We start from the raw sequence: 25263 nt of genomic DNA, 5'->3' as shown, positions 1-25263 counted from the left end.
GAGGCAGTTATGAACGTAAAAAATTGCCGTAAATGCGGTAAATTGTTTAATTATGTATATGGACCCGTTATATGTCCGGCGTGTAAAGAAGCGCTGGAGGCAAAGTTTCAGGAAGTAAAGAAATATATCCAGCAGCACGGACGCGCAACCATGGAAGAAGTTTCAGAGGACTGTGATGTTGATACGGCGCAGATCCAGCAGTGGATCCGGCAGGAGAGGCTGCAGTTCGCAGATGATTCACCGATTCAGGTAGCCTGCGAGATGTGTGGCAAGATGATCAGGAGCGGTCGTTTCTGCCCACAGTGCAAAGATCAGATGGCACGCAAACTTAACAGCGCCATGGGACTATCCGGCGTGATGGTGGAAGAACCAAAGCATGATAATAAACGTCAGGATCCGAGAATGCGGTTCCTGAAGTAACAGAAATGGAGGCTGCAATGTTAAGTCAGGAACGAATTAAGCTTATGACCAAAATGGCAGCATATGAAGAAAACGAAGGCAAGAAATACATGTCGATCGGCAGTTATTTCCGTAGTGATTATATGGGTATGCAGGTCATCCGTTCCGTTATCTGCGGAACGCTGGCTTTCCTTTTGCTTGCAGGTCTTTATGTATATTATCATTTTGAGACCATGATGCAGGATATTTATAAGATGGATCTGCTGCTGCTTGGACGAAGAGTTTTGTTTTATTATATTGTATTTATAGCGGCGTACAGTGTGATCACCTATGTGATCTATTCTTTCCGCTACAGCAGGGCGAAGCGCAGCCTGAAGCATTATTACTATCATCTGAAGCAGCTTGCTGCGATCTATGATATTGAAAAAGGCAGGCATTAGCCTGTAACCGTGAAAGGATGAAGCTATGTCATCATTACTTGAAATCAGAGAAAATATAAGAAATTTTTACAGCCGCAATGAAGTATATCTGCAGCCGTTTTTTAAATTCCTGCTGGCACTTGTGGCACTTTTGATGATCAACGGCAATCTGGGATTCATGTCCAAACTGGACAATGTCTTTATAGTTTTGGTACTGGCACTGATGTGTTCTTTCCTTCCGGTGAATCTTCTTGTCGTGATTTCAGCGGTATTTGTGATTCTGCATTTTTATGCAGTTTCCATGGAATGTGCTGTTGTGGGTGGGGCAGTTTTTCTTCTGATGCTGCTTTTATATTATCGCTTTGCGCCAAAGGATGCACTTATTGTTCTGCTCCTTCCGCTTTGCTTTGTATTAAAGATCCCTTATGCGGTTCCGATTATCGTAGGATTGTTATGTACACCGGCGTCCGTTGTATCGGTGGCATGCGGTGTAATCTCCTATTATATGATAGATTATGTGAAGGTTAATGCAACGGTAATCAGTTCCCTGGATGCGGATAATGCAGTGAGCAAATTCCGTTATGTCATGGATGGTCTTCTGAATAATAAGGCGATGCTGATTGTTTTAATTTCTTTCTGTATTACCACAATAATTGTATATGTGATTCGTAGATTATCTGTAGATCATGCATGGACGATCGCCATGTTTGCAGGTGCGGTCGTATCAGTGGTCATGCTGCTTCTGGGAGATCTGACTTTTGATACCAATATTTCGGTAGTTGCAACAATTCTTGGAACGGTTGTTTCTCTGCTGCTTGCAAAGGTTGTGGAATTCTTTGCATTCAATGTGGATTATACAAGAACGGAGTATGTGCAGTTTGAGGATGACGAATACTATTATTATGTAAAAGCCATTCCGAAAAACACGGTATCCAAGGCGAAGCATACGGTAAAGAAGATCACCAGTGTATTATAAAAACGGGGACTAGGTGTTTTCATGCAACAAATCAATACTTTCATAGACAAATATCTTGCAACGGTCCATATTCCCAAGACACTTGTATGGACAGATATTGTAGAGATCATTATTATTTCTTTTCTGGTATACCAGATTCTGGCCTGGATTCGTAATACAAGAACCTGGGCTCTTTTACGTGGAGTACTTGTGATTTTAGGCTTTTTGATGATAGCAGCGATCTTCAATATGACAACGATCATCTGGATTGCCGGAAAGATTTTTTCTGTTGCGGCGATAGCAATCGTCGTGATCCTGCAGCCGGAGCTGAGGCGGGCACTCGAGCAGCTGGGACAAAAGAACATATTCAGCAGCCTTCTGCCGTTTGAGACGGCTAAAGCACCGGAAGGCCGATTTTCCGACAAGACAAGAAATGAGATCATCAAAGCCTGCTATGAAATGGGTAAGGTGCGGACAGGTGCCCTGATCGTGATCGAACAGAATACGCCGCTTGCCGAGTATGAAAGAACCGGTATTGAAGTGGATGGTATCGTGACGAGCCAGCTGCTCATCAATATTTTTGAACACAATACACCGCTGCATGATGGTGCTGTGATCATAAGAGGCAATCGTGTAACATGGGCAACCTGTTATCTCCCGCTTTCCGATAATATGGAATTATCCAAGGAACTCGGTACAAGACACAGAGCGGGTGTCGGTATTTCCGAATGCACCGATTCCCTGACGATCATTGTTTCGGAAGAGACCGGTCGTGTTTCGGTTGCGTATGGCGGAAAGCTGACCAGAAATGTGGATGCGGATACACTGCGTGACAAAATGGAAATGATCCAGAATAAAGACACGGAGGATAAAAAGAAAAAGAAAATAACATGGAAGGGAAGGGGTAAGCGTGAAGAAAGCTAAAATATTTGAAAACCTGAGCCTGAAAATACTCGCTGTATTCATTTCCATCCTTTTATGGCTGATCGTGATCAATGTATCGGATCCGGTCAGTGATACTTCTTACAGCGATATTCCGCTGACTGTTGTGAATGCAGATTCCATTACCAGTCAGGGAAAGGTATATGACATTACAAGTGACGATACGGTGTCGATCTCTGTCAGCGCCAAGCGTTCTATTCTGGATTCTCTCGGCAAGGATAATTTCAAGGCAATTGTAGATTTGTCCCAGTATAATCAAAATACAGGACTTGTTCCGGTCCGGATTGAATCAAATAAGTATAATGATCAGATAGACAGCATGAAATCCAAGACAGAAAATGTGACGGTGAGCGTGGAAGATAAGCTTGCAAAACAGTTTGTGATCACGCCTGTTGTGACCGGGGAACCGGAAGATGGTTATGTGACGGGAGATGTGACAACGGCCGAAAATATCATTCGTATTTCCGGTGCGCAGTCAGTTGTTTCCTCAATCAAGAAGGTAACGGCAGAGGTGTCCGTGGCAGGACTGAGCAGCAGTATCAATACTTCGGTGGATCTGCGTCTGTATGATGAGAACGGAGATCTGATCAAAGATACGAATCTGACAAAGAATATTTCGACGGTAGCGGTATCGGTGCAGATCCTTGCGACAAAGGAACTGCCGCTGAAATTCAATTACAGCGGCGAGCCTGCTGAAGGATATTGCGTTTCCGGGGATCTGACTGCTGATGTAACTTCTGTGATGGTAGCGGGAAGAGCAAGTGTACTTTCTTCCATGTCGGTACTTGAAGTTGCTGCTGCGGCTGTCAATGTAGATGGTATGTCACAGACGACGAAAGTTCCGGTGACGCTTGCACGGTATCTGCCGGAAGGTATTTCACTGATTTCAGAGGATGTGGAAACGGTAAATGTAACGGTTCCGATCGAGCGGATTATTACAAACACATATACACTGGATAAGAAAAATATCACAATGCAGAATCTGCCGGATACACTGGAGGCAGAGATACTCGGCGCGTCAGATACGATCGACGTGGATCTGACAGGCATAGCCTCTGTTATGAACAGTGCTGCAGTGCGTTCGCTGACACTGAAGGCAACGGTAGACTGGGAAAAATATATGGAGGAAGCGGAACTTGCTGATCTTTCAGCAGGTACATACCGTGTAACACTGACATTTGCATTACCGGACGGCGTATCGGTGGATCGGGATATTACGATCAGTGTACGTCTGACAGATATAGAGGAAGAATAGAAAGGATCGAATAGAAAATGAGCAGATTATTTGGAACAGATGGAGTGCGTGGTGTTGCCAATAAAGAGCTGACCCCGCTTCTGGCTATGCAGCTTGGGCAGGCAGGGGCCTCTGTGCTGACAAAAGAAACATCTCATAAGCCGACGATCATGGTGGGCTGTGATACCCGTATTTCGGGTGACATGCTTGCAAATGCACTGATGGCAGGTATATGCTCCGTCGGAGCCAATGCGGTTTATGTCGGTGTTGTACCGACACCGGCAGTGGCTTATCTGACCAGAAAATATCATATGGATGCGGGTGTTGTAATTTCAGCTTCCCACAATCCTGTAGAATTTAACGGCATTAAGTTTTTTGATGCCAACGGTTATAAACTGCCGGATGCCATGGAAGATGAGATCGAAGCGATCATCAAAAATGACATGAAAGATCTTTCGTTCCCGACCGGAACAGCGATCGGGAGTATTACCTACCGGACGGATGCCAGAGAAGACTATGTGAAGCATGCAACCAAGGAAATCCCGGTAGATCTGCACGGACTGAAGATTGTGGCAGACTGCGCAGAAGGTGCTTCCCACTATACTTCGATAGAGGCATTAAAGGCACTCGGTGCGGATGTGGTAGCGATCCATAACAATCCGGACGGTACCAATATCAATGCAAATTGTGGTTCCACGCATATGGAGGAACTCATGGAGTGCGTAAAAGCAGAGAAAGCAAATGTCGGACTGGCATTTGACGGAGATGCAGATCGTCTGCTGGCAGTGGATGAGAAAGGAAATAAAGTAGACGGCGACCAGATCATGGGAATTGTCGGCAATTATTTAAAAGAACAGAAGAAATTAAAGAAAGATACGATCGTAGCGACCGTGATGAGTAATCTGGGCTTCTTCCTGATGGGAGAAAAACAGGGCATCCACATGGAGCAGACAAAGGTCGGCGACAGATATGTGCTTGAGCGGATGCGCCAGATCGGTGCAAATCTGGGCGGCGAACAGTCAGGCCACATTATCTTTCTGGATGAAAATACAACAGGTGACGGTCTGTTAAGTGCCCTGCATCTTCTGCAGGTGATTGTAGATACAAAGAAGCCGCTTTCCGAGCTGGCATCGATCATGGAAGTCCTGCCGCAGGCACTTGTGAATGCAAAAGTACCGAATGATAAGAAAAACAGCTATATGGAAAATCAGCAGATCGCGGATGCAATCGATACACTGACAAAGAAGTTTGCAGGAGAAGGCCGTGTGCTGATCAGACCGAGCGGAACAGAACCGCTTGTCCGTGTCATGATCGAAGGTAAGGATCAGAAACAGATCCAGGAAGAAGCGGAGAAACTTGCTGCACTGATTGAAAAAGTAATGTAATGAACTTGCAAAGAAAAGTCGTTGTACAAGGATTGTTCTTGTGAAAATTGCACAAATATGATACACTGAAAAAAGGGTATAGAGTTCTTTTAAAGGAACGGAACAGTTATTGGAGGGTGTTTACATGGTTAGCCAAAAAGTTATTATAAAAAATCCAACAGGCCTACACCTAAGACCGGCTGGTGTCCTATGCAAGGAGGCAATGCAGTTTAAGTCTTTGATTACATTCACATTTCGTGATAATACGGCAAATGCCAAGAGCGTACTGAGCGTGCTTGGCGCATGTGTTAAATGCGGCGATGAGGTCGAGTTTGTTTGTGATGGTGAAGATGAAGAAGAAGCCCTGAAGGCTCTTGTGGAAGCCATCGAAAATGGATTAGGAGAGTAAATGATAGCAGCCCGTCTAACAGTAGATGGGCTGATTTTTTTAGGAGGCATAAGATGTTAAATTATAAGCGTTACAAAAAAAATCCTGTAATTGATTACCCGGAAAGAGAATGGCCGAACAAAGAGATCACAAAGGCACCGATCTGGTGCAGCGTTGACCTCAGAGACGGTAATCAGGCACTGATCGATCCTATGATCGTAGAAGAAAAAGTAGAAATGTTTAACTACCTTGTGAAGCTTGGCTTTAAGGAGATTGAAGTCGGATTCCCGGCAGCAAGCCAGATCGAATATGATTTTCTGCGCCAGTTGATTGAACGCAAAATGATTCCGGATGATGTCCGTGTACAGGTTCTGACACAGTGCAGAAAAGAACTGATCGAACGTACCTTTGAATCCATCGAGGGCTGTAGTCAGGCGATTGTTCATATTTACAATTCCACTTCTACACTGCAGAGAGATGTTGTATTCCATATGAATGAGGATGAGATTGTCAACATTGCAGTGGAAGGTACTAAAATGGTAAAGGAATGTGCAAAGAACTTCCCGGGTAAGATTATCTTAGAGTATTCACCGGAAAGCTTTACCGGAACAGAGCTTCCGTTTGCGCTTCGTATCTGCACGGAAGTACAGAAGACATGGGGCGCCACCAAAGAAAATCCGATCATCATCAACCTGCCTTCTACCGTAGAAATGAACACACCAAACGTATATGCGGATCAGATCGAGTGGATGAACAAGCATTTTGAAGACCGTGACAGCATTATCCTTTCCGTACATCCGCACAATGACCGCGGTACAGGTGTTGCCAGTGCAGAGCTTTCCCTGCTCGCAGGTGCTGACCGTGTAGAAGGTACTTTATTCGGAAACGGAGAACGTACCGGTAATGTGGATGTATTAAATATTGCCTATAATATGTTCTCGCAGGGTATTGATCCGCAGCTGAATATTGAACATATCAATGAAATTATTGAAATTTACGAAAGATGCTGTAAGATCCCGATCCATCCGCGCCATCCATATGCAGGTAAGCTTGTGTTTACTGCATTCTCCGGTTCTCATCAGGATGCGATCAACAAGGGCGTTGCAGCCATGAAGGAAAGAAAGAGCGAGATCTGGCAGGTTCCTTATCTGCCGATCGATCCGGCGGACATCGGAAGAGAGTACGAGCCGATCGTCAGAATCAATTCCCAATCCGGAAAGGGCGGCGTTGCCTTCGTTATGGATACGTACTTTGGCTTCAAGCTGCCAAAGGGCATGCACAAGGAGTTTGCAAATGTGATCCAGAAGATCTCCGAGAAACAGGGAGAGGTATCACCGGATCAGATCATGGAGCAGTTCCGCGAACAGTATCTGGATCAGAAGGAACCACTGCATTTCAGAAAGCTCAAGGTGGACGATCTTTCTGGCGAGACAAAGTCTCAGTTCGATACAAAAGTCACAGTTACTTATACAGATCATGGTGTCGAGAAGCAGTTTGAGGCTGTTGGTAACGGACCAATCGATGCGGTACAGCGTGGTCTGCAGGAAGAGACGGGCGTTCGTATCAAAGTTCTGGATTATGAAGAACATGCATTGCAGAGTGGTTCTAATTCACAGGCTGCAGCTTATATTCATCTGCTGGATTCTGATGATGGCAGCGTCACATACGGCGTTGGCGTCAGCAGCAATATTACAAGAGCATCTGTACGTGCAATCTTCTCTGCACTGAACAGACTTGGAATCGGAAAATGATTCGTGTGGAGCCGTTTGTATGAAAAAATTTCTGAATAAGATAAGCAAACTGGGAAAACCATATTATATACTGCCAATCATAACCCTGTTATTTTTAACAGGGTTTATTGGCAGTTATTTGTTTCCCAATACGGTACTCGATACCTATGTGATCAATATGGCTGAGAAAGAAGGAGACGAGGAACTGATGCTTCCACTTTCTGCCGCTGATCCGATCACCTATGAAATGAATACAGGAACCTTGGCGATGCGTGGCATTCAGGTTGGCATCAATAAGCAGGGGCAGGCTCTTTTAGGCACAATACTTGTGTATCGTGTGTATGCAGAGGGTAACTGCGTCAGTGAAAACCGTTATGCGATAGGAACAGGGGATGATCTGCAATATGTCTACCTGCCTTTTGAAAACCAGAAAGACTGTGTCGGTAAGCTGAAGATTACTTTCCAGTTGGAAAATGAAGCGGAGACGGATTCTGTTCTGCCTGCCCTCATGGCAAACCATACGGAGGTTAAGGATACGGTGACAACGCCTGCATTGACGGAGGGAGAACTGCAGCAGTCCGTATCGCAGACAGAGAATGTCTCCTTAAAATGCAGTTATATTTATACGCATGACACATATCCGTTCCTGTATGACTGCAGATTGTTGACATTTGTCTTTTTAGCTGCCTCTATGGCGGTTTGTTACCCAAGAAGGAAGAAGGAGGAACAGGTATGAAGCAGAAAAAGAAGCCGTTGATCCTTCTGAGAATACTGATCAATCTGATCCTGGTTGCGACAGCGGCACTACTTGTCGAATGTGTTGTATTCCAGTTCCCGGCGCTTTACTATAAGGAAAAACCACAGGATATCATCTGTGACGGCTCTGATCCGCAGGTGGAGATCCGGACAAAAAATGCACTTGCCAAGCTGTCGGATGAGGAGATCCGAAGCATAGAGGTAGAGCAGAGTAACCAGAAGCTGCTTGCTGAATATAATGGCGAGGCATACGAGGAAAAGACAGATGACAGCCTGGTGGAAAAGAACGGAACACTGTATCGGAAAATAAAAAAGACCATAATTGATGCAAGGCTTGCACAGCCGTATTATATTCATAAACTGGATCTGCGTGTGCCTGTGACAGAAAATGCAGGATATAGTGTGGAACTTTACCTGAATGAGAAAAAGACAGATCGGGTTTATTGTAGTATTGATCCTAAACTTGGTGCAGGAGTTGCCAATATTTCCGAACGGTGTGACAGGATCAAGATCACACTTCTGACCAATGAAACGATCGACAACAGTAAGATACAGGTAACATTGTCCAACCGGTTCCGGCCAAACAGCATGCGGCTGTTTTTCCTGTTTGTCCTGTTTGGAACAGGGGCACTTTTGTATCAGGCAAAAACACTTCTGCGGGATAAGCCGGAATGGATCTTTGCGATCCTGTGTTTTGCACTGGGCAGCCTTCTGATCTGCGGGATCGGAACAAATCAGGTCAGCTATGATGAATATGTACATGCCAAAGCGGCGTATAAGCTGTCTTTTGGTACGACAATAGAATCGACGGAATCTGCCATCCAGATGGCGGGAAATCTCCTGCCGTTCTTCCACAACCCGGAAGAAAGACAGCTTGTCGAAGCCTACGAAGATAAAAACAACGATTACAGCTGGGCGGATATCGGACACCAGAGCAGGTTTGTCCGCTCTGAAACAAGAGTGTATTATCCGATGGCGATCGGCTTTAAGCTGGGGCGTATGCTGCATCTGCGGTTTGCAGATACGGTAGCACTGGCTAAGTTCGGGAATCTGCTGTTTTACATTCTGGTCGTATTTTTTGCGATCCGTCTGGCAAAACGCTATCAGGCACTTGTGGCACTTGTTGCCCTGCTTCCGAACAGCGTTTTCCTGGCGTCTGCGCTGACCTATGATGCGGTTGTCAACAGCTTCCTGCTGCTTGGCATGGTGCTTGTGACAAATGAACTGATCACGCCCGAGGAGAAGCTGACATGGCAGAATACGCTGCTGATCCTGCTTTCCTTTGCGATCGGCTGTCAGTCTAAGCCAATCTATATTGTTATGGTACTTATGCTGCTGTTCCTGGGACGTAAGAAGTTTTATAACAGACCGCAGGAAATTGTGTATAAGCTGGCACTTCTGATCATGGCGGGATTGATGCTGTATAACATCTTCCGTCCGACGCCTGCGGCAGGCAGTGACTATTATCTGGTCGGTAACTTTGATTTCGCGGGCGATAAGAGAAATATCGGAACAAGTGTAACAGGACAGCTGCAGTATATTCTGCAAAATCCGTTTACGTATGCCCTGCTTTTGTTAAAATCCATGGCACAGCTTCTTGGTCAATACCTGAGCGGTAATGCGGATTTCTTTCAATATGGTTATTTGGGAACCGGTTCTACAATCTTTACATGGATTGTGATCGTGCTGGCACTCTGGCTGGCACTCTGGTCTGCCAAAGATGTGAAACATCGAAAAATGCCGGTTTTATTTATTGTGCTGACGCTGATCATGCTGGTTGGTACATCTGCAATCGTCTGGAGCTCTATGTATGTCAGTTATACGACGGTTGGTGCAAACGAGATCAGGGGCGTACAGGGAAGATATTTTATCCCGTTGTTTCTGCCGTTTGTATCCTGCTTCTTCAATAACAGGCTGGAAAGCAGACTGGGAGAACTGGCACGCCGACGGATCCTGTATGGCGTTATGATGGCAGTGAACCTGTTTATGATCTATACGCTGGTCATCACGGTGATCAATATATAATGCTATCGGAAGTACAGGAAAACGATAAGGGAGGAGACCATGGTCAGTATTATCGTACCGGTTTATAAAAGTGAAAAAACGCTGCGCCGTTGTGTGGAGAGTCTGTGCAAACAGGCGTATGCGGATATAGAGATTCTGCTGATCGTGGACGGACCGCCGGACGGTTCCGGTATTTTAGCGGATCAGCTTGCAAAAGAGGATGCCAGGATCCGTGTGATCAACCAGCCGAATCGTGGTGTTTCCCGTGCCAGAAACCGTGGACTTACGGAAGCAGCAGGGGAGTATATCCGTTTTGTCGACAGTGATGACTATGTGCTGTATCACGGACTGGATGAAATGGTGCGGCGGATCGAGCAGGACGGAAGCGATCTGGTGATCGCCGGGTTTGACCACCTGTATTTCGGACAAAAGATCGAAAAACTGCCGCATACAAATGCCTGCATGGAACTTCAGGCTTCTTATGAGGATCTGAAGCAGCTTTACATGGGCGGCTTTCTGAATATGCCATGGAATAAATTATACAAAAAAGAACTGATCAGGGAACAGTTCCCGGTAGATCTGAATCTGGGCGAGGATCTTTTATTTAACGAGGCGTATATCAGGCAGACGGCAAGGATTTCTGTCCTGCAGCAGCCTGTCTGTGAATATATTCAGGACGACAGGGGAACAACCCTGTCTACGAAAAAAAGAAATGACAAGGTAAAAACTGCGCTTTTGCTGTATGAGAAAACAAAGGCATTCTTTCAGAACTGTTATCCTGATGTGGGGCAGTTTCCGTTTCTGGCGGATAAAGTCTGCACGACTTTTCTGGATGAAGTGGAAGGACTGGGCTTTGCAAAGGACATGACACATGCTGAAAAAAGGGCGGCTGTGGCAGAATATGCGAAGCAGACAAGGAATTTTCTGCAGAAGGAAGGAATTCGTAAGCCGGAGCTTACGCTTCTGGATTACCGGATCATATTTTTCTTTCTGCGCAGACAGCAGATCAGCATGACCCTGCTTATGATCCGGCTCAGGGCAATGGTTGTGGAAATAGTCAGACGAGGAAAAGGTGTGTAAGGGAATGAAACCATTGATTTCGGTCGTGATACCGATTTATGGAGTGGAAAAATACTTAAAAAGAGCGGTGGACTCTGTATTGCATCAGACGTACACCAATCTGGATATCATATTGGTGGATGACGGTTCCAAGGACGGCTGTCCTGCGATCTGTGATGCCTATGCGGCGCGGGAAGCAAGAGTCCGCGTGATCCATAAGGAAAACGGGGGATTATCGGATGCCAGAAATGCAGGGATTGCAGTCGCCGGGGGCGATTATATCGCATTTCTGGACAGCGATGATTATTACGCCCCGTATTTTATTGAAATTTTATACCGGGAGCTTATCCGGACAGATGCGGATGTGGCGGTCTGCAGTTATGAAACAACAAAGGAATTAGAGCCGGAAAAGGGACCGGATTTTGCTGCGGTACGTGCTGCTTATGAACAGGGAAAAGCAGATATTACGGTATATGACAGAAAACAGATGCTGCTGAACCAGTATGATGCACTGTGCCCGGACGCCACCTATTTTATCGTGGCATGGAACAAACTGTACAAACGCAGCCTGTTTCAGGAGGTTCGTTTCCCGAAAGGCAAGATCCATGAGGATGAAGCCACAATTTACCGCATTTTCGACCGTATCCATAAAGGAGTGTATATCAGACTTCCGCTTTACGCCTATTTTGAAGCACCGGGCAGTATTACGCGGGAGAATTTCAGCAAAAAACGAATGGATTTCATGGATGCGCTGACAGACCGGATCATATTTTTTGACCGGATCGGGGAGACAGACGGGAAGAAAGCGGCACTGCGTGCAAGAGCGGACGGTGCGATCCGTTATTTTTATCCGCTGCGCAAAAAGTTTCCGGAAACAGGTAAAATGCTCCGCGGTTATGTCAAAGAAGCACTGTATGTAAACAGGCACGGAACGGCGGAGGAGCAGGGCTTTTTAAGTGGTACAAATCAGATGGGGTACAGACTCTTCCTGCTTTTTCCTGCTCTTTACTATTTGCTGAGAAAAAAGAATTTCTGATACTGTAAAGAAGGAGAAAAAATGCCAAAGGTAAGTATTGTAGTACCGGTTTATAATATGCAGAAATATCTTGCAACCTGTATCAAGAGTCTGAAAGCACAGACGCTTTCGGATCTGGAGATCATCCTGGTGGATGATGGGAGCAGTGACAACTCCCCGGCATTATGTGATGCCTATGCGCAGGAAAATCCGATGATCCGCGTGGTACATAAGTCAAACGGCGGACTGACAAGTGCATGGAAAAGAGGCTCCGAGGAGGCAGTGGGAGAATATATCGGCTATGTGGATGCGGATGATTACATCCTGCCCGATATGTATGAGCGGATGTATACAAGAGCCTGTGAAACAGGGGCGGATATCGTATGCTGCGGATTGACGCATTTATATGAGGATGATCCGACGCGCAAATGGACGGAGCAGATGGAGTTTCAGACGGATAGTCTGGAAAGAGAAACGCTTGCCAATGAGATTTATCCGACACTGATCAATGACGGCAGTTTTATGGGACGCCATTTACAGCCGAACCGCGTGACTAAGCTGGTGCGGACAGAGCTGGTCAAGAAAAATCTACAGCTTTGCTCGGATGCGGTCAGCATCGGAGAGGATTTTCAGTTTTCTTTGTGTATGTTTCTGGATACACAGCATATTGAGATCATCCGGGATTATTTCCCGTATCAGTATTATATGAACGGGGCTTCCATGACAATGAAGCATGACAGAAGCTATCCGGAAAAGATCCATATCATGCGGGAAAATCTCTGCCGTATTTCGGATGCCAAAGGGATTTATGATTTTAAACAGCAGATCTGGAACGATTATCTGTGTCTGCTGATCCTGTATACAAAAGGGATCGTCTATAAGCAGAAGGAACTGCCCTACAGCTGCCTGCGCACGGAACTGAAAGCACTGCTGACAACGCCTGAGGTCAGAAAGGCAATCTGTACGCATACAATGGACAAGCTGACGATGGCGGAAAAGCTGTTTCTTTTCTTTATGAAGCACAGGCTGTATTATGCGATCTATGCAGTCGTGAAACTGTATTTTCGAAACTGACGGAAAAGCGAAAGGGGATATGCATGAAAACTATCCATAAAAAAACGATCTGGTATCCAATCCTGTTTATCCTGCTGATCGGTCTGATCGCATTTTTATCTTTTTACAAGCTGGATGTGAAATATGTAGATCCGTGGGACGAAGCAAGACACGGCGTCAATGCTTATGAGATGGCAAACGGCGGAAGTCTGATCCAGTCCACCTATATGCGGCAGGCTGATTATTACAATTTAAAACCGCCGCTCAGTATGTACGGCATTATGCTGGGGATGGCGATCTTCGGCAATACGGTATTTGCGCTCCGGTTTTATGCAGCATTTTCCTATGTGTTGCTGGCGATCTGTGTCGGTCTGTTTGCAAAGCGTTACGGAAAGCTGGAATCGCTTCTGGCAGTGGCTTTTCTTGCCGTCAATACGACTGCTTTCCAGGCGCATATGATCCGTTCCGGTGATGCGGACAGCCTGTATGTGCTGCTGTTCACGCTGGCGATTCTCTGTATGATGAAGATCCGGGAAAATGGCAGATACAGCTATGCCTGTGCCTTTTTGTTTGCCCTTGCTTTCCTGACAAAGAGCTATCACGCCGGATTGATCGCCGTGATCGGCGGACTCTTCCTGCTTCTGACCGGAGAACTGAAAAAATGGAAGATAAAAAACTGGCTGTTGTTTCTGGTTTCTGCACTGCTTCCGATCCTGCTCTGGGCACTTGCCAGATACCGGATCGACGGACTGACCTTTTTTCAGAAGATGTGGGAAGTCGATGTACTGGGCAGAACGGATGGCACACTGCAGAATAATATTGCGCCGTTTTCTTATTATCTGTCTTACTATTTCGGGGCTGCTTCCGGAAAGGTCACGCCATATCTCTGTGTGCTGGTGATCTGCCTGATCTCTGTTTTTGTATTCGCGCCGGACATCAGACAGATGGCAAAAGAAAGAAAGCAGGAGCTGCTTGGCTGGGCACTCTGGATCCTTGTTCCGCTTCTGGTATTTTCGGCAGTATCCAATAAGCTGCTCTGGTATGTATATCCTTCGCTTGTTCCGCTTCTGGCACTTGCCGGTATTTGTCTGGGCAGGCTATTGAAGGAGAAAAAGCTGGGAATCGGGTTGCGGCTGCTGACTGCGGCAGCAGGCGTCTTTATCCTTGTTTTTTATGGAAACAGTGTCTTACAGACAATCGATAAGCAGAGCACAAATGAATTTCAGGAACTGGTCAAGAGTGTGGCAAAGAGCGATGCGGCACAGGATCTTGTGGGATGCACGGCATTTGTAGATTACGGCTCGGGAGAAGAAACCGAGGAAAGCTGGAGCCAGCAGGATGTTTTCGTGGCAGAGGCGTATGGGGATTATACCTGTGTAAACGGAGGCATTACCTATCTGCTGACACGCGATACGCCGGAGGGAAAGCCTGGCATTTTATTCCTCGACCGGGAAACTTATCAGAAAATGGCATCTGTCATAACGGCTGACGCACCGCTGGGGCAGTCGGAACATTATGTGGCAGTACCGGTAGTGTATTAGTCATGCCGGCAGCTGGCCGGCAGAACATGCCCGGTTAATGTTTCTTAAGAATTACTGAAATATTACAAAAATATTACAAAATCTGTCCGGGAGCAATGACAAGCAGTTATTTTTCTGATAAAATAGAGAGGACAGTTGGGGCTGTCAAGTATATAAAGGACAAAGGTAAAAACTATGAAGAAATTGCGCGTATTACTCCTTTTGGCACTGACATCGGCGTTTATTTTAACCGGTTGCGGCGCAAAGGAAGAAGAGACACCTGTACCGGATGAAACGGTAGAGGAACAGCCGCTTGAGGAGATTGAAGAAACTCCGGCAGCAGAAGAGGAAATTGTAGAGGATGATCAGATTCCGGACGGTATGGCAAGAAGTCCGCTTACCGGCGAGATTGAAGATGAAAGCATTGCACAGCAGAGACCGCTGGCAATCATGCTTCCGACAGATAAGGCTGCCCAACCACAGTATGGCATCGGACAGGCAGGTGTTTTATATGAGTGTATGGAAGAAGGCGATATGTCCCGCCAGATGGCGATCATCGAGGACTGGCAGGGAATTGAGAAGCTGGGTAATGTCAGAAGCTGTCGTGACTACTATGTATACTGGGCGTTGGAATGGGATCCGATTCTGGTGCATTTTGGCGGACCATACTATCTGGCAGATATCATCAGCAGACCGGATGTCAATAACATCACAGGCTGTGCAGTAAATTCAACTTCATCAGCGCCCGGCTGCAATGCATTCTATCGTACCAATGATAAGCCGGTTCCGCACAATGCTTATACAAGCGGTGCAAATCTGGTTGAACAGTGCAACAGTCTGGGCTATTCACTGACACATGTCAATGAAAACTATCATGAAGACCATTTCCTGTTTGCGAAGAAAGAACTCAACACACTGGAAAGTGATGAAGACAATTTTGATGCAACAGAGATCAGTTTAAAGGGCGCATTCCCTTATACAAAATCTTCTCTGGAATATGATGCTGCAACAGGTCTTTACAAGAAGAATCTGTATGAAAGTCCGCAGACAGACGGTGCAACCGGTGAACAGCTGACATTTGAAAATGTGATCATCCAGTTTGCTTACTATGAAGTCAGGGATGCAAAGGGCTATCTTTCCTTCAAATGTCATGATGATACACAGGACGGCTATTACATCACAAACGGAAAGGCTGTACATATCCGCTGGGGTAAGAAAGACGATTATTCGCCGACCAGATATTATTATGATGATCTGACACAGGTTGAATTTAATCCGGGTAAGACTTACATTGCCGTTGTGCAGAATGACAGAAGTGTAAATATCAATGGTACGGATTATGCTTCCAGTGCACAGTAAAAAAGAATAACAATCAGATAAAACCAAGTCCCGAGAATTTCTATTCTCGGGACTCTTTTTTGCTTGGGGGATCAGGAGTTTGGAGTATTCGTAGTATCGTGTGGCAGTTCCTGCAGGGCATATTCACATGCCTGTATGACAAAACTTGAAAAGGAAACAGACTGCCCTTCTATCTCATTTTCTATTCTTTCTACAAGAGATAATGGGAAACGAATTGTCTTGTTTTCCGTTTCTTTTTTATCCGGTTTGAGTTGAAATGCCATTGCGCCACCTCCATATTACAAAGTATATTTCAAAAGTTTATTCAAATATGCATTGCATATTGCATTGCAAAATGCATTGCAAATAAAATGACGACATGATAGTATGTAAATATGATTTTATAAGGGAGGTACAAAATGAAGAAAAAGGTGTTGTTACAAAAGGGGTTTACGCTTCTGATGACAGGGGCTCTCGTGCTGACTTCTGTTCCGGTTTCGGCAGAAACAGTGTCGGAAAATGAAGCTGTAGAAGTAACGGAAACGGAGCAGGAAGAAACGGAGAAAGCAGCGGATACAGATGGGAAGCCGGAAGATAACGCTGCATATGCGGAACTGGACGTGGAAGAGTCAAGTGAAAATGACTTTACTTATACAGAAAATACAGACGGAACAGTAAAGATTTCATATTATTTTGGAAATGATGATATTTTAGTTATTCCAAGTGAAATCAAAGGGAAAAAGGTTACAGCGATAGGGTGTATGAGCTCATCGGAAGAAGGAAGTCCCGATCCACGGCTTAAGGCAGTTGTAATTCCGGATACGGTTACAGAAATTGAGGATAATGCTTTTATACAGTGTACAAATCTGAAAAATGTAACATTGTCTAAAAATTTGAAGAAAATTGGAAAGTATGCATTTTTCGGCTGCCCAATTACAAAAGTGACGATTCCGGATAGTGTGGAAGAAATTGGCGGTGGAGCATTTTATGGGACGGAAGTTTTTGAAGTAGGAGGTACATCATCAGGAAAGTATAGAACGGATGTAAATAATACAGTACTCATTGAGAAAAATACAAATACGCTTGTTGCAGCATGTAAAACAGTTTCCAAGGTCCCGGAAGGAGTACAGGCGATAGGGGCATATGCTTTTGCATGGAATCCAATGAGTACAATAGATCTGCCGGATACGGTTACCAAAATAGGAGAGTATGCATTTTATGGCTGCTGTAATTTGAAGAGCATAGATCTGTCTGCTGTAACAGAAATAGGAAATCATGCATTTAGCATGTATGAAGACGAATATGAGGATACTGCGACCGATAATGCATTATCATCTGTCAAACTGGGTGCAACGAAAATCGGAGACTATGCTTTTGCGGGGGCGGCGCTGGAAAGTGTGGATCTGTCCCAGGTAAAGGAACTTGGCAAAAATATCTTTTCGGATTGTGAAAAATTGAGTAGTGTAACATGGGTTCCGAATGTGGATGTGGTCCCGGACGGAACTTTTTCAGCATGTGGAAGTTTGAAAGAGATAAAAGGATTATCAGCCAAAAAGGTCGGGGCGGCTGCTTTTTCGGGATGTGAAGTATTACAAACGGATGTAGTATCCAAGGTCACAGAAATAGGAGTAAGTGCTTATAGAAATTGTGGGGCAGTGAAAAAAACAATCGACCTGTCCGGTGTGACAGCAATAGGGGCAGGTGCTTTTGCCGGTTGCGATGTGTTGGAGGAAGTAGTATGGCCGGCAGCATTGACAACGATTTCTGCCAGTACATTTAGCGGATGTAATAATCTGAAAAAAATCAATGTAGCTAAGGTAAAGAAGCTTGAAGATGAGGCATTTTTAGATTGTGAAAAACTGCAGCTTGATGATTTATCGGCAATAGAAGAAATTGGGGAGTATACATTTGAAGGCTGCGACAGCCTGACAAAAGTCAATCTTTCAAGTGCCGTAAAGGTAGGAACCGGTGCATTTGCAAATTGTAATAAATTATCAGGCGTGACATGGTCTGCAAAGGTTCCCAAAATAGAGGAGGAAACTTTCAAAGGCTGTAGCAGCATAAAAACATTTGAGGTGAGTGATGCAGTTACTGTAATAGGTGACAGGGCATTTCAAAATTGTGCGGCACTGGAGGAATTTTCAATACCGGACAGTGTTTCGCAAATCGGAATGAGTATACTTTCCGGCTGTAATAATCTGAAGAAAATTACAGTGTCAGAGAAGAATAAAACTTATAGCGGAGAGGGAAATGCAATTATTGATATATCTGCAAAGACTTTATTACAAGGCTGCGGAAGCACTGTAATAGCAAAGCGTGTGGAAATTATCGGAGAAGAGGCATTTGCTGATTTGTCATCTCTGACAGAGATAACGATTCCGGATAGCGTAAAAGAAATCAAAGACAGAGCTTTTGCGCGAAGCGGGCTTCAGAAAGTATGTGTTTCTGCTTCTGTAGAGCAGATCGGAAGCAGGGTATTTGCGCGTTGCGGAAATCTGAAAGAGATTTCTGTGGCTAGTGCAAATAAGAACTATTATGTGGATGCAGATGCACTGATTGAGAGACAGACTGGTAAACTGATAAGAGGTACATCGCAGACTGTTATTCCCGGCTATGTACAGCTGATTGGTGCAGATGCTTTTTCCGGTTGCACAGGGCTTTCACGTGTTAAGATTCCACAGGGAGTATTGCGGATTGGAACGTGTGCATTCGAAGGATGTATAGATTTGAAAGAAATTGAAATTCCTAAAACAATCAGCAGCTTAAGAGACAGTGATGGTAATACGACCGAACTTGGAATAGAAAGAAATGCACTGGCAACAGGTTCAACAGGAATGCATGTTTATTATGAGGGGAATGAGCAAGAGTGGGGAAGCATTACAGTTTCAGAATTGGAATCTACATTTGGATGTGATGGCGAGGATGGTGATGACTATTATGCAATAGACTTTAAGATTGTGTATAATTCTACCATGCCGGATCCTCGACCGAGTGAAACTCCTAAACCAAGTGAAACCCCTAAGCCGAGTGGAAGCCCAAAGCCAAGTCAGAGCCCACAGCCTGCGCCAAGTCAGAATCCACAACCAAGTCAGGCTCCAAGCATAAAGCCTGCAGGAAAAGACAGTATCATCAAAGATGCTTCCGGCATGACTTATAAAGTCGTAAAGGATGATCAAAATGCGCCGACTGTTTCTTTTGCCGGTGGAAGTAATAAAAAGGCGAAAACAGTAAAAATTCCGACAACGGTAACAATCGACCGGGTACAGTACCGGGTTGTGGAAATCAATGCAAAGGCACTGAAAAACTATAAGAAAGTCACAAGTATCACAATCCCTTCTTCTGTGACCAAGATTGGAGACAGTGCATTTGAAGGCTGCAGTAAATTGAAGAGTGTTACCATTGGAAAGAATGTAACATCAATTGGAAAAAACGCGTTTAAAAATTGTAAGAGTCTGAAGAAAATTACCGTCAAAGGAACAAAATTGAAAAAGGTTGGTAAAGCGGCTTTTTCGGGTATTCACAAAAATTGTGTGATTAAGGTGCCTAAGAAAAAGTTAAAAGCTTACAAGAGTCTTTTGAAGGGAAAAGGACAGAAGAAAACGGTAAAGATCACGAAATAACATAAAAAAGAAAATCGTCAGATCCTAAGTATTGGATCTGGCGATTTTTTTTACGACTCTTCCCCGGCCACAAGCTTCGGAATACCGTTGATATCTGCGGCGATATCGGTAAAGGAAGAAAAGTAGCTGCCAATGATCTTGTCCGTTTTGGAAAGACACATAAGATCGAGCAGGGCGTCTTTCACGCCGTTGATACTATCGCGGGAAAGATCTCTTGTTTCGTTGGAAATGATTCTGCCCGGGAATACCCGGCGCAGATTTGCTTCCTCGGACAGATCATCCGTTGCCAGGTAAAACATTGTGGAAGGATCCATGGAAAGCTCCTTCTGCATGGCATCAATAAATGCCTGGGTGCTGCTTTTGCCGATCGCAGGTTTATTGTCCGTCCGGCGGATATGGATACCGACATTATGGCTTTGAAAGCCGGCGGTTATGGCATTTATGCGGTCTGTGATCTCAGCAGTCGGCTGAAAGGGACTGTAGTCGTGGCAGGGGAAAAAGTGTTCCTCTGTGGCAATATACAGATTTTTAGGCAGGGATGCCACATAGGCATCCGGTAAGCCCTGCTCTGTACGGTTTGCCCGGAGTTCTTCATTGCCGACCGTTGTACGCGTGAGCTGATAAAAGACTTTTTGCGGATCCCATTTGGAATGGATATTATGCAGGCTGAAGGCGTCTGTTTTCAGAAAAAGTTCCTCGAAGGGACAGCCCAGTTCCGGGTTTACATTCCAGATGACTTTCAGCGTTTCGTCCCGTTTTTCCGCAAGCACGCGGGCGGAATTTATGGCGCGCATTCTATTGCACAAACCACCTATTGGTTGTATGATTATCATAAGTATGTCTCCTTGTTAGATATATGTTATACATGATTATATTTAGTGTAACAGAAAAGAAGAAAAAAAGGGAGTTTTTTATGAAAATAGTCCAGGTAAATACTATTTGCGGCGTGGGCAGCATTGGCAGAATCTGCGTGGATCTGTATGAAACGCTGCAAAAAAACGGAGAAGAGGCCTATATTGCAGCGGGACGAGGGGGGCTGCCGCCGGGAATCAAAGGCTACGTGATCGGCAATAAGGTTGATTTCGTATGCCATGTGATGAAAAATTTTACGCAGGGCAAGGCGGGATTCGGCTCAAAGCATCTGACGGAAAAATTTCTGCACTGGCTTTCCGAGGTGCAGCCTGATCTTGTGCATCTGCATAATATCCACGGCTTTTACCTGCAGATAGAGTTACTTTTTGCTTACTTGAAAGAGCATGATATCCCGGTTGTCTGGACATTGCATGACTGTTGGAGCTTTACAGGGCATTGTGCCTATTTTGATTATATCGGCTGTGAGAAATGGAAGGAAGAAAACGGAGGCTGCCATGACTGCAGTATTCATAAAAGCGCCTATCCATATGCGATCTTCAAGGACAACTCCAAATGGAATTATAAGCGGAAAAAGGAAGTGTTTACGGGCGTCAAAAATCTGACGATCGTAACGCCGTCCGCATGGTTGAAAGGGCTTGTCGAGCAGTCTTTTTTGAAGGAATATCCGGTAGAGGTCATTCCAAACGGGATCAATCTGGACAACTTTATCCCGCTGACGGAAGAACAGGAAAAAAAGAGAAGACAGCAGATGGCAGGCTATCCGCACAAAACGATACTTGGTGTGGCAAACCGCTGGGAGGAACGAAAGGGACTGGATACTTTTATCCGTCTTGCAGAGGAACTGCCGGCTAATTATACGGTGGAAATTTTAGGACTTGATAAAGCACAGACGGTGCAGCTGAAGAAAAAGTTCCCGACCGGCAAACTGCTTCCGATCGACAGGACGGCAAATGTGCAGTTACTTTCAGCTATCTACCGCAGCGCGGATGTGTATGTGAATGCCACAATGGAGGACAACTTCCCAACAACCAATTTAGAGGCACTTGCCTGCGGAACGCCTGTCATCACGTATGATACGGGCGGAAGCGGTGAGTCTGTTACCGGAGATTGTGGTGTTGTGGTAGAAAAAGGAAACTATGAGAAGCTGTTTGCAGCGATCTTAAAGGTGTGTGAAGAGCATCCGTTTTCTGCAAAAGCCTGCAGACAACGGGCGCAGAACTATGACCGCAGTGATCGATATGCGGAATATCTGGCATTATACGAAAGGATTCTGCATGGACATGAGGGAAAGTGATAGACCGGGGAAGGCAATTGAATATCTGATGCTTGCCGGGAATGTGTTTCTGGGGCTGGTCGTGTTGGAGCTGATTGTGCATGGACTGGTAGATTATGCGGATGCCACGTTCCTGTTTCAGACACAGAAAAAACCGGTACTGGCGCTTTTGTGCCTGCTCATGACAGTATTTCTGCTGCTTGTCTTTTCCGTTTGCAGGCGTCTGACGGAAGATCTAACGCTGCAGGCGGCAAGAATTACCAGCGCGGTGTTTTTACTGCCGGCATTTGCACTGCAGATCTATATGCTTTTCTACTATCGCAGCAGTTATTTGTTTGATAATGCGTTTGTGACCGGGGGTGCTTCTGCACTTGCCATGGATGGACAGGTAGCAAAGGAAGCGGTTTATTATCTGTCAGTCTATCCGAATCAGAATGCTTATACGGTGCTGACCGCTGTTTTATGGAAGCTGGGAACGGCTGCGGGGATCAGCCGGGCAGCGATGCCCCTTCTGCTGGGCTGTGTGAACCTGATTTTTCTGGATACGGCTGCAGCCCTTTTTCTGCTGACAGTCTGCGCTTATAAAAAGCAGACGCCGGGCAGCTTTGTGCGGATCCTGTTTCTTCTGCTCTGTAATCCGTTTTTGTATATTGGTGTTTCTTATTATTACACCATCACATTGTCGATGCCTTTTGTCATGGGAATCTTATACTTGTATGTACATTTCCTGCGAAAAAAGGAAAAACATCCTTATGTGGTGCTGGTCATACTGGGACTGGTGGTTGCTTTCGGCTATCTGCTGCGTGCAACGACGATGATTCCATTTATTGCTGTGATCGCTTGTCTGCTGTTTTTTGGGCGGCTGCAGAAGCGAGATCTTCTGGCAGTGTTTGTTGCTGTTTTGGCTATTGCAGGGATCGGTGCGGCAAACCGCCAATATATAGGGCTGGATACGAAGGATACTGCGTTTCCGTTGACACACTGGGTTATGATGTCCATGACTTCGCCGGGCAGTCATAATGAAGCGGATGAAACCTATACAGCGTCCTTTCCGACAGCAGCGGAAAAGAAGGCGGCGGACAGGGAACGGCTTATGGAAAAGCTGCAGGCAATGACGGCGGGAGATCTGCTGGCGCTTGCACATGCGAAGGTAGAAAATACATGGGGCAGAGGCTCTAATGGGTATCCGGTCTATCTGGAAAACTGTCTGCGGACAGACGGACTGTATCCGTATTTATTCGGAGATCATAAGGATTTTGTGATCCTGTATCACCAGGGCTATTACCTGTGTCTGCTGCTTGGCATTTTTTATGACCTGTTACGGACAGTCCGTAAAAAGCAATGGGACAGCTATGTGTTCCAGCTGACTTTTTTAGGAGCGGTTTTATTTTATCTGTTATGGGAAACAGGCTCCCAGTATTCGCTCCCGTTTTTGCTTGTACTGCAGTTTCTGGCGGGAAATGGTATGGAGCAATGGGAAGCGTCTGCAGTTTCTGACAGGGAAAAAGCGCGTAAACTGCAGAAAATTACCTGTGTGATCCTGCTGGCAGGCCTGTTCGTGTTTGCAGCAGGTAACTATCATGCTTTTACCGGGCAGGCACAGGAAGAAACGCATCCTGTGGTGATGCAGCTTCTGGCAAATGAGGAGTTATCCATTGGAAAGGAAGAGCTTCTGCAGACGTTTGAAACTGCACAGCCTTTTGACAAGGTGATCTTTCAGTGGCGGAACGATGACAGCAGCTCGGATGCGGTTTATGAGGCAGTGCTTGCCTCTGATACAGGCGTGATCGCAGAAGAAGAGATCACAGGCGCAGGACAGCCTTATAATGGTGCAACAATGCTCTCGTTTCCGGCGGTAACACCGGACGGAACACAGACGTATACCCTGTCGATCCGCAAAATGAGCGGAAAGGATGAGATCCGGTTTGTGACATACAGCATGGGTTATTATGATGCTTATGCAGGTGGCACATTGACGCTGGGCGGGCAGGAGCTGACAAAAGACCTGCTGTTATCGGTCAGCAGGACAGAAACCAGGGCGTATACGACGGCAAAGAGATATTGGGCTTTTACAGCACTTTTTATAGCTGCGCTGGCAGTGCTTTTTGTACTGGCAGGTAGAGGAGAAAGAAGGAGAACGGAATGAAAAAGAAAAAAATGGCAGCAGTCATGCTTTGTCTGCTTTTGACAGGTGCACTGGCAGGCTGCGGGCAGAATGCGGGGAGTACTGCAGAGGTGACGGGCGGAACAGCATTTACGGAAGATACGGCAGATATACAGACAGCGGATGCGGCGCAGGATGGGCAGGCAGAAGATGGCTCCGGAATGCATACAGGGGATCAGCCGGCTGCGGGCGCAGGAAACGATACAGCAGATGGAATCGGAAGCAGCCGGAATGCAGATACTGATGAGGATAATGGATCGGATGCGGCGGAAACCGATACGGACAATACGGATGCAGACAATACAGTGGATACATCAAATGCATCCGACGCACAGCAGAATGCATCAGACAATGAAAATGATACGAATGATACTGCGGACGGAGACACAGATCAGCCGGATGCACAGGGCGGAAAGCTGATTGTGATTGATGCAGGGCATCAGCAGAAGGGCAATTCCGAAAAGGAACCGATCGCACCGGGCTCTTCCGAAATGAAGGCAAAGGTGGCAGGCGGTACGAGCGGTGTTGCCTCCGGTCTTGCCGAGTATGAACTGAATCTGCAGGTGGCTCTCAAGCTGCAGACAGAGCTGGAAAAAAGAGGCTATGAAGTGAAAATGTGCAGAACGACGAATGATGTCAATATCAGCAACGCCGAGCGTGCCCAGATCGCTAACGAAGCTGGAGCGGATGCGTTTATCCGGATCCATGCCAACGGTTCCGAAAACAGTGATGTAAACGGTGCCATGACAATCTGCCAGACTTCATCCAATCCTTACAACGGCAGTCTGTATCAGCAAAGCAGGAAGCTTTCCGACTGTATTCTGGATGCTATGGTAGCAACGACAGGGGCAAAAAAGGAATATGTCTGGGAAACGGATACGATGAGTGGAATCAACTGGTGTCAGGTGCCGGTCACGATCGTGGAAATGGGCTATATGACAAATCCCACAGAAGATCTGAACATGGCGGATCCGGTCTATCAGGAGAAAATCTCGATCGGAATCGCAGATGGGATCGATGATTATTTCGCAGCGGAAATGTACATTAGTCAATGATGTGACACCAAGTTTTTAAAATAAAAAACGGTATGATCCTATAGATATATCACCTGATACAAATGGTTAGGTTTCCAGTTCATGGCGTTTTTCCAGTGGTGA

The 25263-nt window shown here is 45.7% G+C and carries 21 protein-coding genes; 19 read left to right on the top strand and 2 right to left on the bottom strand.

Translation table 11 applies throughout. The features are described from left to right. Positions 1-9: 9 nt before the first annotated feature. From KQI22_RS07930 to KQI22_RS07860, 15 genes are all read left to right on the top strand, one after another. Entirely contained in the window at positions 10-420 is a 411-nt protein-coding gene (locus KQI22_RS07930) for a flagellar protein (RefSeq protein ID WP_216551552.1), read from the top strand. A gap of 17 nt (positions 421-437) precedes the next feature. Further along, the gene (locus KQI22_RS07925) at positions 438-839 is read left to right on the top strand and encodes a hypothetical protein (protein WP_216551551.1); all 402 of its coding nucleotides are present in this window, start codon (positions 438-440) and stop codon (positions 837-839) included. Between the two features lie 25 nt (positions 840-864). Next, positions 865-1794, top strand: a complete 930-nt coding sequence (locus KQI22_RS07920) for a hypothetical protein (protein WP_216551550.1) — start codon at positions 865-867, stop codon at positions 1792-1794. Between the two features lie 21 nt (positions 1795-1815). Beyond that, positions 1816-2697, top strand: coding sequence for a diadenylate cyclase CdaA (gene cdaA, locus KQI22_RS07915; RefSeq protein ID WP_216551549.1), 882 nt, complete (start codon positions 1816-1818; stop codon positions 2695-2697). Then, positions 2684-3970: a CdaR family protein gene (locus tag KQI22_RS07910; protein WP_216551548.1), complete on the top strand. Its 1287-nt coding sequence runs from the start codon at positions 2684-2686 to the stop codon at positions 3968-3970. Before cdaA ends, KQI22_RS07910 begins: the two co-directional genes overlap by 14 nt. A 17-nt stretch (positions 3971-3987) precedes the next feature. Further along, positions 3988-5334: a phosphoglucosamine mutase gene (glmM, locus tag KQI22_RS07905; protein WP_216551547.1), complete on the top strand. Its 1347-nt coding sequence runs from the start codon at positions 3988-3990 to the stop codon at positions 5332-5334. A 124-nt stretch (positions 5335-5458) separates the two neighbouring features. Further along, positions 5459-5722 carry an HPr family phosphocarrier protein gene (locus KQI22_RS07900; RefSeq protein ID WP_216551546.1) on the top strand — a complete coding sequence of 88 codons (264 nt, stop codon included), beginning with the start codon at positions 5459-5461 and terminating at the stop codon, positions 5720-5722. 53 nt (positions 5723-5775) lie between these two features. After that, positions 5776-7452, top strand: a complete 1677-nt coding sequence (leuA, locus tag KQI22_RS07895) for a 2-isopropylmalate synthase (RefSeq protein ID WP_216551545.1) — start codon at positions 5776-5778, stop codon at positions 7450-7452. A 19-nt stretch (positions 7453-7471) separates the two neighbouring features. Next, a complete protein-coding gene (locus KQI22_RS07890; RefSeq protein WP_216551544.1) occupies positions 7472-8167 on the top strand; it encodes a hypothetical protein in 696 nt (231 codons plus the stop codon). After that, positions 8164-10212, top strand: a complete 2049-nt coding sequence (locus tag KQI22_RS07885; RefSeq protein WP_216551543.1) for a DUF2142 domain-containing protein — start codon at positions 8164-8166, stop codon at positions 10210-10212. The genes KQI22_RS07890 and KQI22_RS07885 overlap by 4 nt, the downstream gene beginning before the upstream one ends. A 39-nt stretch (positions 10213-10251) precedes the next feature. Beyond that, positions 10252-11271, top strand: a complete 1020-nt coding sequence (locus KQI22_RS07880) for a glycosyltransferase family 2 protein (RefSeq protein WP_216551542.1) — start codon at positions 10252-10254, stop codon at positions 11269-11271. 4 nt (positions 11272-11275) lie between these two features. After that, positions 11276-12286 carry a glycosyltransferase family 2 protein gene (locus KQI22_RS07875; protein WP_216551541.1) on the top strand — a complete coding sequence of 337 codons (1011 nt, stop codon included), beginning with the start codon at positions 11276-11278 and terminating at the stop codon, positions 12284-12286. A gap of 21 nt (positions 12287-12307) precedes the next feature. After that, positions 12308-13339, top strand: coding sequence for a glycosyltransferase family 2 protein (locus tag KQI22_RS07870; protein ID WP_216551540.1), 1032 nt, complete (start codon positions 12308-12310; stop codon positions 13337-13339). A 23-nt stretch (positions 13340-13362) separates the two neighbouring features. After that, complete coding sequence (locus KQI22_RS07865; protein WP_216551539.1) at positions 13363-14859, top strand: ArnT family glycosyltransferase; 1497 nt, start codon at positions 13363-13365, stop codon at positions 14857-14859. Between the two features lie 174 nt (positions 14860-15033). After that, on the top strand, positions 15034-16197 hold the full coding sequence (locus KQI22_RS07860; protein ID WP_216551538.1) for a DUF3048 domain-containing protein: 1164 nt from the start codon (positions 15034-15036) through the stop codon (positions 16195-16197). Positions 16198-16268: 71 nt separating this feature from the next. On the opposite strand, the gene KQI22_RS07855 is transcribed toward KQI22_RS07860, so the two are convergent. Continuing rightward, a complete protein-coding gene (locus KQI22_RS07855; protein WP_216551537.1) occupies positions 16269-16460 on the bottom strand; it encodes a YlcI/YnfO family protein in 192 nt (63 codons plus the stop codon). 135 nt (positions 16461-16595) lie between these two features. On the opposite strand from KQI22_RS07855, the gene KQI22_RS13980 reads away from it, so the two are divergent. Further along, complete coding sequence (locus tag KQI22_RS13980) at positions 16596-19796, top strand: leucine-rich repeat protein (RefSeq protein ID WP_216551536.1); 3201 nt, start codon at positions 16596-16598, stop codon at positions 19794-19796. A 50-nt stretch (positions 19797-19846) separates the two neighbouring features. Here KQI22_RS13980 and KQI22_RS07845 read toward each other — a convergent pair whose 3' ends face one another. After that, positions 19847-20629, bottom strand: coding sequence for a hypothetical protein (locus tag KQI22_RS07845; protein ID WP_216551535.1), 783 nt, complete (start codon positions 20627-20629; stop codon positions 19847-19849). 80 nt (positions 20630-20709) lie between these two features. Between KQI22_RS07845 and KQI22_RS07840 the strand changes: the two genes are divergently transcribed. From KQI22_RS07840 to KQI22_RS07830, 3 genes are read left to right on the top strand one after another with little or no spacing between them, the layout of a single operon-like run. Beyond that, a complete protein-coding gene (locus tag KQI22_RS07840) occupies positions 20710-21963 on the top strand; it encodes a glycosyltransferase (RefSeq protein ID WP_216551534.1) in 1254 nt (417 codons plus the stop codon). After that, positions 21950-24088 (top strand): hypothetical protein, encoded by a 2139-nt coding sequence (locus tag KQI22_RS07835; RefSeq protein WP_216551533.1) that lies wholly within the window; start codon positions 21950-21952, stop codon positions 24086-24088. The genes KQI22_RS07840 and KQI22_RS07835 overlap by 14 nt, the downstream gene beginning before the upstream one ends. Next, positions 24085-25161 (top strand): N-acetylmuramoyl-L-alanine amidase family protein, encoded by a 1077-nt coding sequence (locus KQI22_RS07830; protein WP_216551532.1) that lies wholly within the window; start codon positions 24085-24087, stop codon positions 25159-25161. The genes KQI22_RS07835 and KQI22_RS07830 overlap by 4 nt, the downstream gene beginning before the upstream one ends. Positions 25162-25263: the final 102 nt, after the last annotated feature.

Source organism: Kineothrix sp. MSJ-39, assembly GCF_018917935.1.
In the GTDB taxonomy this organism is placed as follows: Bacteria; Bacillota; Clostridia; order Lachnospirales; family Lachnospiraceae; genus CAG-194.
Note: the sequence above shows the minus strand (reverse complement) of the source record. Positions and strands in the feature narration are given on the sequence as shown.

Bases quoted from the DNA above. Each gene is read 5' to 3' on its own strand.
- KQI22_RS07930 (WP_216551552.1), top strand. From the start codon at position 10: ATGAACGTAAAAAATTGCCGTAAATGCGGTAAATTGTTTAATTATGTA.
- KQI22_RS07925 (WP_216551551.1), top strand. From the start codon at position 438: ATGTTAAGTCAGGAACGAATTAAGCTTATGACCAAAATGGCAGCATAT.
- KQI22_RS07920 (WP_216551550.1), top strand. From the start codon at position 865: ATGTCATCATTACTTGAAATCAGAGAAAATATAAGAAATTTTTACAGC.
- cdaA (WP_216551549.1), top strand. From the start codon at position 1,816: ATGCAACAAATCAATACTTTCATAGACAAATATCTTGCAACGGTCCAT.
- glmM (WP_216551547.1), top strand. From the start codon at position 3,988: ATGAGCAGATTATTTGGAACAGATGGAGTGCGTGGTGTTGCCAATAAA.
- KQI22_RS07900 (WP_216551546.1), top strand. From the start codon at position 5,459: ATGGTTAGCCAAAAAGTTATTATAAAAAATCCAACAGGCCTACACCTA.
- leuA (WP_216551545.1), top strand. From the start codon at position 5,776: ATGTTAAATTATAAGCGTTACAAAAAAAATCCTGTAATTGATTACCCG.
- KQI22_RS07890 (WP_216551544.1), top strand. From the start codon at position 7,472: ATGAAAAAATTTCTGAATAAGATAAGCAAACTGGGAAAACCATATTAT.
- KQI22_RS07885 (WP_216551543.1), top strand. From the start codon at position 8,164: ATGAAGCAGAAAAAGAAGCCGTTGATCCTTCTGAGAATACTGATCAAT.
- KQI22_RS07880 (WP_216551542.1), top strand. From the start codon at position 10,252: ATGGTCAGTATTATCGTACCGGTTTATAAAAGTGAAAAAACGCTGCGC.
- KQI22_RS07875 (WP_216551541.1), top strand. From the start codon at position 11,276: ATGAAACCATTGATTTCGGTCGTGATACCGATTTATGGAGTGGAAAAA.
- KQI22_RS07870 (WP_216551540.1), top strand. From the start codon at position 12,308: ATGCCAAAGGTAAGTATTGTAGTACCGGTTTATAATATGCAGAAATAT.
- KQI22_RS07865 (WP_216551539.1), top strand. From the start codon at position 13,363: ATGAAAACTATCCATAAAAAAACGATCTGGTATCCAATCCTGTTTATC.
- KQI22_RS07860 (WP_216551538.1), top strand. From the start codon at position 15,034: ATGAAGAAATTGCGCGTATTACTCCTTTTGGCACTGACATCGGCGTTT.
- KQI22_RS07855 (WP_216551537.1), bottom strand. From the start codon at position 16,460: ATGGCATTTCAACTCAAACCGGATAAAAAAGAAACGGAAAACAAGACA.
- KQI22_RS13980 (WP_216551536.1), top strand. From the start codon at position 16,596: ATGAAGAAAAAGGTGTTGTTACAAAAGGGGTTTACGCTTCTGATGACA.
- KQI22_RS07845 (WP_216551535.1), bottom strand. From the start codon at position 20,629: ATGATAATCATACAACCAATAGGTGGTTTGTGCAATAGAATGCGCGCC.
- KQI22_RS07840 (WP_216551534.1), top strand. From the start codon at position 20,710: ATGAAAATAGTCCAGGTAAATACTATTTGCGGCGTGGGCAGCATTGGC.
- KQI22_RS07835 (WP_216551533.1), top strand. From the start codon at position 21,950: ATGAGGGAAAGTGATAGACCGGGGAAGGCAATTGAATATCTGATGCTT.
- KQI22_RS07830 (WP_216551532.1), top strand. From the start codon at position 24,085: ATGAAAAAGAAAAAAATGGCAGCAGTCATGCTTTGTCTGCTTTTGACA.